The 9462-nt window shown below is 61.4% G+C and carries 8 protein-coding genes; all 8 read right to left on the bottom strand.

Annotation, left to right across the window (positions count from 1 at the left end; all coding sequences use genetic code 11):
- Nucleotides 1-197, bottom strand: a 197-nt coding sequence (locus tag H1Y01_RS03210; RefSeq protein WP_219341226.1) for a glycosyltransferase, incomplete at its 3' end; no start/stop codon positions are given.
- A gap of 106 nt (nt 198-303) precedes the next feature.
- Nucleotides 304-1452 (bottom strand): FtsW/RodA/SpoVE family cell cycle protein, encoded by a 1149-nt coding sequence (locus H1Y01_RS03205; protein WP_180538714.1) that lies wholly within the window; start codon nt 1450-1452, stop codon nt 304-306.
- A complete protein-coding gene (murD, locus tag H1Y01_RS03200; RefSeq protein ID WP_219341225.1) occupies nt 1436-2794 on the bottom strand; it encodes a UDP-N-acetylmuramoyl-L-alanine--D-glutamate ligase in 1359 nt (452 codons plus the stop codon). The genes H1Y01_RS03205 and murD overlap by 17 nt, the downstream gene beginning before the upstream one ends.
- Entirely contained in the window at nt 2791-3927 is a 1137-nt protein-coding gene (gene mraY / locus H1Y01_RS03195; RefSeq protein WP_180538712.1) for a phospho-N-acetylmuramoyl-pentapeptide-transferase, read from the bottom strand. The genes murD and mraY overlap by 4 nt, the downstream gene beginning before the upstream one ends.
- Nucleotides 3927-5273 (bottom strand): UDP-N-acetylmuramoyl-tripeptide--D-alanyl-D-alanine ligase, encoded by a 1347-nt coding sequence (locus tag H1Y01_RS03190; RefSeq protein WP_219341223.1) that lies wholly within the window; start codon nt 5271-5273, stop codon nt 3927-3929. The genes mraY and H1Y01_RS03190 overlap by 1 nt, the downstream gene beginning before the upstream one ends.
- Complete coding sequence (locus tag H1Y01_RS03185) at nt 5273-6754, bottom strand: UDP-N-acetylmuramoyl-L-alanyl-D-glutamate--2,6-diaminopimelate ligase (protein WP_180538710.1); 1482 nt, start codon at nt 6752-6754, stop codon at nt 5273-5275. The genes H1Y01_RS03190 and H1Y01_RS03185 overlap by 1 nt, the downstream gene beginning before the upstream one ends.
- Nucleotides 6751-8859, bottom strand: a complete 2109-nt coding sequence (locus H1Y01_RS03180) for a penicillin-binding protein (protein WP_180538708.1) — start codon at nt 8857-8859, stop codon at nt 6751-6753. Before H1Y01_RS03180 ends, H1Y01_RS03185 begins: the two co-directional genes overlap by 4 nt.
- A 31-nt stretch (nt 8860-8890) precedes the next feature.
- Complete coding sequence (locus H1Y01_RS03175; protein WP_180538706.1) at nt 8891-9376, bottom strand: hypothetical protein; 486 nt, start codon at nt 9374-9376, stop codon at nt 8891-8893.
- Between the last annotated feature and the right edge of the window lie 86 nt (nt 9377-9462).

The following is a 9462-nucleotide window of genomic DNA, read 5'->3' as shown; positions in this document are numbered from 1 at the left end:
CGCTGCAAGCCACCCACGCGGATGTACTGTAACTCGAAGCCGGCGGGTGGGACGAGACGCGCCTCGGCGCCGCGCTCGGTGCCGACGAAGTAAGGTTCGTGCCCGCGCGTCCGCAACTCCTCGGCAACTGCAAGCAGAGGGATCACATGCCCGCCTGTTCCGCCACCGGCCATAAGGATGCGCAGGGTTTGAGACATGGTTCGACGCTAGCGGACAAAACCGGCTCCCTCACGGTCGCGGCTCAGTAACGCGATCAGTCTACTGAGCCGCGCGCGTGAGCAAGCGGACTTTCGATACGGGCTGTTATCCGGCATGTTCAGACACGTTGAGCAAGATGCCGAGACACGTCAGCGTGCTCAGCAACGAACTGCCGCCAAAACTGATCATCGGCAGCGGGATGCCTTTCGTCGGCATCAGCCCGAGGACGACGCTCATGTTCATGAACGCCTGCACCACGAGCATGGTCGTCATGCCGAGCGCCAGATAGCGGCCGAAATCATCGGGGATCAGGATCGTCGCGCGAATGCCGCGCCACAGAATCAATCCGAACGCAAGCAACACGGCAGCCGCGCCGATCAGCCCGAATTCTTCGCCGACGATCGCGTAGATGAAGTCGGTATGCGATTCGGGCAGGAAGCCCTCTTTCTGCTTGCTCTGCATCAAACCCTGGCCCAACACGCCGCCGGAACCAACGGCGATCTTGGCTTGCTCCGATTGATAACTGGTGTCTTTGGTGGTCAGCGATTTCTTCAGATACTCGGCCAGATGCACGTGCAGCGTGGAATCGATCTTCTGGACAATCTTGTAATCGTGATCCACATAGCCGATAATGCGCGTCAGCCGGTAGGGCTTCGCGGCGACGGCGAACAACGATCCGACCAGAGCGACGAGCAGCGCGAGCATGAAGAAGCGCCACTCCAGTCCGGCGACGAAGAACACCGTAGCGGCCGTCGCAACGAGCACGACAGCGGTGCCTAAATCGGCAACGACCACGGCGAGAGTAACCGCGGTAACCGCCAGCGCCGCCGGGACCAGCGTATAGCGGTTGTTGATCGCTCGCGCGCGCTGCGCCACAAAGAACGCCAGAAAAATCACCAGCGCGGGTTTGGCCAGTTCCGAAGGTTGCACGCCGATGAATCCGCCGACGCGTATCCAACGATGCTGATGCGGGTCGAGAAAGAACACGGCGATCAGCATGATGATCACGACGCCCATGCTGACGAACGCAACGGCAGGATTCTGCAGGTTGCGGTAATGCAGCCGCTTCAACGTCATCATCACGCTCAGCGCGACCACGATCCAGAAGCTCTGGCGGATCAGAAAGTAGTAGCTCGATCCCATCTTGAAACTCGCCATCACCGAGGACGCGCTGAAGATCATGAGCGCTCCGAAGAACACCAGCGCGACAATCGTGATGAAGAGATACCAGTCTGTTTTAAGCCGCTGTGCCATGGGTTTTCGATTCGAGAGCGCGCACCAGTTCCTTGAAAACCTGGCCGCGATGTTCGTAGCTTTGGAACTGATCGAAGCTCGAGCACGCGGGCGCGAGCAAAATGGTGTCGCCGGGTTGCGCCTGGGCGAAGGCGGTTTGTACGGCAGCGTCGAGCGTGCCGGATTCGATCAGCGGAACCGCGCCATCGAGGGCGGGAGCAATCTTCGAAGCGGCGGCTCCGATCAGAAGCGCCGCACGAGCTTTCGCTTCCAACGGCGCGCGAAGCAATGTGTAGTCGCTGCCTTTGTCTTTGCCGCCGAGGATGATCCAGACGCCGTGGCCAAACGCGTCGAGCGCTTTCAACGTGGCGTCGACACTGGTCGCCTTCGAGTCGTTGTAGAAATCCACGCCGTCAAGTGAGCGCACGAATTCGAGGCGATGTTCGACGGCATGGAAGGTCTTGATCGCAGCGGCGATGGGCTTGTTGGAAGCGCCCGCGAGAGCGGCGGCTCCGATAGCCGCCATCGTGTTTTCCAGATTGTGGCGGCCGCGAATCGGCACGTCGGCCGCGGCAATCACGCGCTGCCCGTCGAACAGGATGTGACCCTGATCGAGACAGAGTCCGTCAGGTATACGCTGCGTGCTGCTGAACCACAAGCGCTGGGCCGCACCGCGCTGAGCAAACTCGCGGCAGAACGCGTCGTCCGCGTTGAGGATCGCGTGGTCGGATGAAGTCTGCCGGTCGAGAATGCGCGCCTTCGCGGCGGCATATCGCTGCATCGTTCCGTGACGATCGAGATGATTTTGGGTGATGTTCAGGATCACCGCGATGTTCGGATGAAACGTGTCGACCGTCTCGAGTTGGAAGCTGGAAAGCTCCAGCACGTTCCACTGCTCGGCTCGCGACGTGTCAAGCATCGCGGTAACCGGCGTTCCGATATTGCCTCCGACTTGCACCGGAATCCCGCAGTTTTTCAGGATGTGACCGGTGAGCGCGGTGGTCGTCGTCTTGCCGTTCGAACCCGTGATCCCGATCACCGGCCCGCTCAAAAACGGAGCCGCCAATTCGACTTCACCGAGCACCGGAACACCCTTCGAACGCGCCGCCTCCACTTCCGGAATGTCCGCCGGAACACCGGGGGAAAGCACAATGGCATCGAACTTCTCGAACCCGCCATCCTGCTGGGTTTGGAAAGCCACGCCCTCATCGCGTAGCGCCCGCGCCGCTTCGCTCAACTGTTCGAACGGTTTCTGATCCGCAGCCGTGACGCGCGCGCCTTCACGCAGCAGCAGTGTAGCCGCCGCGATGCCGGAGCGTTCCATGCCGACGACGAGAATGTTCTTCCTGCGTAGCTCGATCATCGTAGTTTCAACGTCGTCAGTGCGAACAGCGCCAGCACCAGGCCGGCAATCCAGAACCGCGCAATGATCTTCGATTCGCGCCATCCCAGCGCCTCGAAGTGGTGGTGAATCGGCGCCATTTTGAAGATGCGTTTCCCGCGCAGTTTGAAGCTGCCGACCTGCAGAATCACGGAGAGAATTTCAATCAGAAACACGCCGCCGATGAAGATCAGCAGAATCTCCTGCTTGATCAGGATCGCGACGACGCCCATCGCGCCGCCCAGCGACAGCGATCCCACATCGCCCATGAACACATCCGCCGGATGCGCGTTGTACCAAAGAAATCCAAGGCTCGCGCCCACCATCGAGCCGCAGAAAATCGTCAACTCGGCCGTGCGCGGATTGCGTTCGATGATCTGCAGATACTGCGCGAACTCGCGATGTCCGCCCATGTACGCGAGAACCGTGAGAGCCCCGGCCGCAATCACCATGAGGCCGATCGCCAGCCCATCCAGACCATCGGTGATGTTCACGGCGTTCGATGAGCCGACCACGACAAAGACCACAAACAGGAAGAAAGGGATGAAGGCCAGCGGATACGTCCAGGGCTGGTGCAGCAGCGGATGAATGATCAGGTCCGGCTGAAACTGCTTGAAGAACGGGACGTTGATCACCGTAACGTAACTCTCCGAGCGGCTCATGTAGACGAGGACCGCGGTGAGGATCAGGGCGACTAAGAGTTGCAACCCAAACTTCTGCTTGCTGGTGAGGCCGAGATTGCGTTTCTTGAGCAGCTTGGCGTAATCGTCGATGAAGCCGATGGCGGCGAACGCGACGAGTCCGAAGAGCGCGATCCAGACGTAGACATACTGCAGGTCGGCCCACAGCAGCGTCGGCACGATGATGGAAACGACGATCATGACGCCGCCCATGGTTGGCGTTCCCGATTTGGTCTGATGCGATTTCGGGCCTTCTTCGCGGATGTACTGGCCGATGGAAAGCTCGCGCAGTTTGGCGATAAACCAGGGCCCCAGAACGATGCACAGAAACAATGCGGTGATGCTCGCGCAGGCCGTGCGGAACGTGACGAACCGGAACACGCGGAACGGACTGATGGCTGGATAGAGTTTTTCGTAGAACAGGTAGTACAGCATCAGCCGCCGGCCTCCAGAAACGTCTCGAGCGCCCGCTCGACGCGGACCCCGCGAGAGCCCTTGAAGAGGACGGCATCACCCGGCGCCACGATCGAACCGAGCGCGGTTCCGGCGTCGACCGGGTCGTTAAAGAACAGAGTAGCGTCCGGAGGCATTCCGGCTTTCGCGGCTGCTTCCACCATCACGCGGGCGTCCCCGCGGATGCCGATCAGCTTGTCGATTTTCTTCTTTGCCGCGTACGCGCCAACGATTTCATGAAGCGCTTCGCTCTGGCTCCCCAGTTCCAACATTTCGCCCAGCACCGCGATGCGATTGCGGGCGGGCGTCTCGGCAAGCACGTCGAGCATGGCGCGCATGGCATCGGGGTTGGCGTTGTAGGCGTCGTTTAGGATTGTGACGCCTTTGTGTTCCGAGCGCTCGCCGCGCATGTGAGCGACGGGGATCGTGCGCGCCGCTTCGACGAGATCGAGTGGATGCAGGCCGAACGCGGCCGCGCACGCGATCCCGGCGAGTACGTTGAGTGCGCTGTGACGGCCCTGCAATGGCACTTCGAAATCGACGCCGTTGCAGGCGAATTTCGAGCCATGGGACGTTTGCTCCAGATTCGTGGCGCGATAGTCGGCCGTTTCGTCGATACCGTATGTAATCGTGCGGCCGCGATGGACGCGCGCAAAGCTAGCGACACGCCAGTCATCCGCGTTCAATACGGCAACGCCGCCGGCCGGCAACGCTTCCACGAGTTCGCGTTTGGCCAGCGCGATGCCGTGAATGTCTTTGAAGAATTCGATGTGCGCGTGCCCGACGTTCGTGATGACAGCAACGTCCGGATCAGCAATTGTGGCGAGGTCTCGAATCTCGCCCGCATGATTCATCCCGAGTTCGAGAACCGCGACGCGAGCCGTGTCCGGCAGCCGCAAGATTGAGAGCGGAAGTCCGACGTGATTGTTGAAGTTGCCGACCGTTTTACCCGTTGGGAAGCAGGTGGAAAGAAAATGAGCGCAGATGTCTTTGGTCGATGTCTTGCCTGCGCTGCCGGTGACGCCGACCACTTTGCCGCCCCAATAGCGTCGAGCCTGTCGCGCTAACCGCTGCATCGCGCGCAAGGTGTCGTCCACAGAAAAACAGGGGAAATCCGTACGCACTTCGCGATCGACAATCGCGATGCCTCCGCGTTCCTTAACCTGATCCAGGTAATCGTGCCCGTCATGATTGGAACCGTGCAACGCGAAAAACACATCCCACGGTTCCACCGTTCGCGAATCGATGCTCCAACCCGAGACGTTGCCGCAACCCTGGAAGCTTTCCACCCCCATCCAGTCCAGCGCGTTCAAAAGACCGATGCGCATCAGGGCTTCCGGTACCCGAACCCCGCCAGCACTTCGCGGGCAACTTCCCGATCGTCGAAATGAATCGTGCGGTCCTTGAAAATCTGATACGTCTCGTGTCCCTTACCCGCGATCAGCACAATGTCGCCGGCCTGCGCAGCCCGCAGCGCCAGACGAATCGCATTTGCCCGATCCGGCTCCGATGTCACCGGCGTATCGAAGCGCCGCAGCCCGACCAGCACGTCGTTCATGATCATCAACGGATCTTCGGAACGCGGATTGTCGCTGGTGAGAAACACCTGATCGCTGCCCGCAGCCGCAGCTTCACCCATCAATGGACGCTTGCGGCGATCGCGATCGCCTCCGCATCCGAACACCGTAATCAGACGGCGCGGATTCAAACCGCGCGCGACCGCCAGCGCGTTGCGCAGCGCATCCTCGGTATGCGAGTAATCCACAATCACGGCAAATGGCTGACCGGCGTCGACGCGCTCGAAACGGCCGGGAACTCCGGTACACGCCGCGATGCCGCGCGCGATCACATCGGGTGCGATCTGATAAGTAAGCCCCGCGCCGCACGCAGCCAGAATGTTGTACACGTTGATGCGCCCGATCAGTTCGCTTTGGATCTCGAAGCGGGTCTTCCCAAACTGCACTTCAAATTCGAGCCCGTTCGTGGTTGACGAAATCTTCCGCGCCCGCAGGTTCGCGTCCGATTCCAAACCGTAAGTGATCGGCTCGACCGACCGGCCGGGCTTCAGCTTGCGCCCGTATTCATCGTCCGTATTGATGACTGCAAACCGGGGCAGCACCCCGTTGCCGCCGTTAAACAACAGCGACTTGGCGGCGAAGTAGCGCTCCATCGTTTCATGGAAGTCCAGGTGGTCCTGCGTGAGGTTCGTGAACACCGCGGTGTGAAACGCGAATCCCCACGCGCGCCCCAGCTCCAGGGCATGCGACGAAACTTCGGCCGTCGCGTGTGTTCCGCCCAGCTGGCGCAAATCGTCGAGAATGCGGCAAACATCGAGCGACTCCGGCGTGGTGTTGATCGCGGGAAGCAACCGATCGCCCAGTCGGTACTCCACCGTGCCGATGAGCGCGGTCGTGTTTCCGGCCGCGCGCAGAATGGAGTCGACCAGAAACCCGGTCGTGGTCTTGCCGTTGGTTCCCGTAATGGCGGTGATCTTGATGTGCCGATCCGGATGGCGATAGAAGTTGCGGGCGGCGGTGGACAAAGCACGACGCCCGTGCTCGACTTCGAGCCAGGGAGACGCAAACCCGGCCGGAGCCGGTTGATCGCTGACTACCGCGCAAGCGCCGCGTTCCATCGACTGCTGGGCAAACGCGCGCCCATCCGCGTGCGCGCCGGCAAACGCGAAAAAGAGCCAGCCGGGCTCGATGCGGCGGGAATCATAGTCGAGGCCGGTGACTTCGAGCGTGGAGAGACGAGGAGGCAGCGCGGCCTTGAGGCCGGCCCCCGCGAGGACAGCATCAATGGTCATCGGGCGAATAGAACCCGTATGATTTCGCCGGGATGAATGGGAGCGCCGGGCGCGGGCGCCTGCGAGCGCGCCACGCCGCTGCCTTCAGGTTGGATGGAAAGGCCCATGGCATAAGCTTCGCTCACCACGCTGCGCATCGCTTTACCGCGGAAATCCGGCGCTACCGGAGCGCTGTCCTTCGGCTTAGCTGCGAGGGTCGACGCAAGTGAAGCTCCGGCGCCTTTCACGCCGGCCAGCGCAACACTCGGCACGGGGGCGGCGCCCTGATCACCCTGATCGGTCGGCACATCTTCGATCTTCGGCATCGCCGATGGATCGTCCTCCAGAATGTTGCGCCCCGGATCGCCTTCAATGCGCGCGATCTCGACATCCTTCCCGGGTTTCGTCTTGTCCGGCTTCACCGGCGTGTCGGGGACGTCGGGAAGATCCTTCGGCACGTTGAACTCGCGCAGCGCTTCCCTCATCAGCGGACCCCACACGGGTCCCGCGGCTGACGCGCCCATCCCCAGGTTTCCTTCCGTGCCGTTGATGGTCACGATCGCCACCAGGGCCGGATTATTCACCGGCGCAAATCCCATGAACGAAGCATTGTAGAGGTGCGTGTAGTGGCCGTCTTCAAAGATCTGTGCCGTGCCCGTCTTGCCGCCGAAAGACCACGGACCGACCTTGATGGTGTGTCCGGTGCCATGCAGCACCACGCCCTCCATGAGCTGGCGCATCGTCACGGTGGTTTCCGGACGAAGCACGCGTTTCGGCGCTTCGGTCGGCGTCGGCTTTCCATCGATCTCCGCGACGATCTTGGGCTTGACGAGCAGGCCGCCGTTCGCGACGGCTGCGCACGCGCGGATCAATTGAAGCGATGTGGCTGCAACTTCCTGACCCATCGACACTGAAGCCAGCGAGGTTGTGCCCCACTTGTTCAGCGGGCGCAGGATGCCGCGCGATTCTGCCGGGAGTTGTAAGCCCGTCCGTTCGCCAAAACCAAAGTTGCGCAGGTATTGATAGAACTTCTCGCGGCCGATGCGGGCGCCGATCTCGATCGCTCCGATATTGCTCGAGTGCGCCAGAACATCGGCCATGCTCAACATTCCAAACCCGCCGTGCGCCTCATGCACCACGCGGCCCGGCAGAGCGAGAATTCCGTGGTGGCAGTCGATCATCGACTCGGGGCGCAGATTCGTCGTTTCCAGCGCGGTTGATAACGTAAGCACCTTGAAGATCGACCCGGGCTCGAAGGGTACCTGCGCTCCGAGGTTGAAATGCGTGCGGCGCTCGGCGATGGTGCGCGGGGGAGTGTTGGGATCGTACGTCGGGTAATTCGCCAGCACCAAAATCTCGCCCGTGTACGGGTTCATGATGATGGCCGTACCAGTGCGTGCGTGCTTGGCTTTCACCTGGTAAGCCAGCGCCTGTTCCGCGAGGAATTGCAGCCGCTCGTCGATGGTGAGTTTGATCGCTTTGCCGGGAACCGGCGGCGTTTCCACTTCGCTCTCGATCCCGCGGCGCTTCACATCGGTCATCAAGCGCGCCGTGCCGGGAGTTCCTTGCAGTATGGCGTCATTCCCTTTCTCGACGCCTTCGGCGCCCTTTTCGCCCTGATACACGGAGCCGACGACATGCGCGGCCACTTGCCCGCTCGGATAGATCCGCTTGTTCTCCTGCGGAAGGAAAATCCAATCCGCATGCAGCGCGTGGATGCGCTCGGATTCATCCGATGAAATCCGGTGCTTGACGATCAGGTAGCCGCGATGCTGCTCCGCCGCGGCGACCAGCTGCGCATGCAGTTGGGCGGCATCGAGGCCCAGAATGCCCGCGAGGATCTCCGCATCGATCTCTTTATCCGGGATGAGCTTGGGATTTACGGCAACGGATTCCACCGGCACACTCATGGCGAGCGGCTGTCCGTTGCGGTCGAAGATGGTGCCTCGCGGCGCGGCTAACGCGACCTTCGTCTCCTGCTGGCGGCGGCCTTTGGCGAGGTAATCGTCATGACGGACAACTTGCAGATTGAGGAGCTTGGCGAAAATGAGCAATCCCCAAAGCAGCAATCCGGCGCTGAACCAAGTCAAACGCCGGACAGCTTCCAGCCTTGCGCCGGGATCCACGGGATGCTCCTCCTTTACTACAGTTCGGGACTTAGTTCGCGCCGGTACGAGGCGGAATGATCATGGCCATTCCGGATTCGTGCGGCTGCAAGTGCTGCTCACGGCCGGCGGCCGGAGCAGCTAGGCTGCGCGCATTTGCCAGCTGATCCAGACGGCTGGGCGTCAACAACCGCGCTTCCGCGATCTCACGCGCGCGGCGCTGCTCGTTCAGCTCACGATTCTCGCTTTTGAGCTTCTCGGTCTGGTAACCGGTAAGCACGCTGGCCACACGCGGGCTCACCGCCGTCCCCACCATCGCCGCCAGCACGCACGCGGTGGCGATGGTATTCCAGCAATCGCCGCGCGTTTTCGGATTGGCCTCGCGCACCAGCCGTGAGTTGTCAATCCGCTTGGAGAAGAGATACAGATTGTCGCCCGGCAGACCCCGCAGCCGGTACGAATCCGCGATTTCGTTTTCCGCGGTAGTTTCCGCCGCCAGCAAATCCGGCCGGCGAAGAGTTGTTGCTATTGTCGCCATTTACGATTGCCTCCCGTTAGCACTCGTTTTCGAACTGTCCCCAAACCCGCCTGGTACCCTTGACCGCTCCGTTACCGTCGCGGCTC

It is taken from the genome of Nevskia soli (assembly GCF_903970205.1).
GTDB lineage: Bacteria > Acidobacteriota > Terriglobia > Bryobacterales > Bryobacteraceae > Bog-113.
The sequence above is the reverse complement of the archived record's forward strand: the minus strand, read 5'-3'. Positions and strand labels throughout refer to the sequence as shown.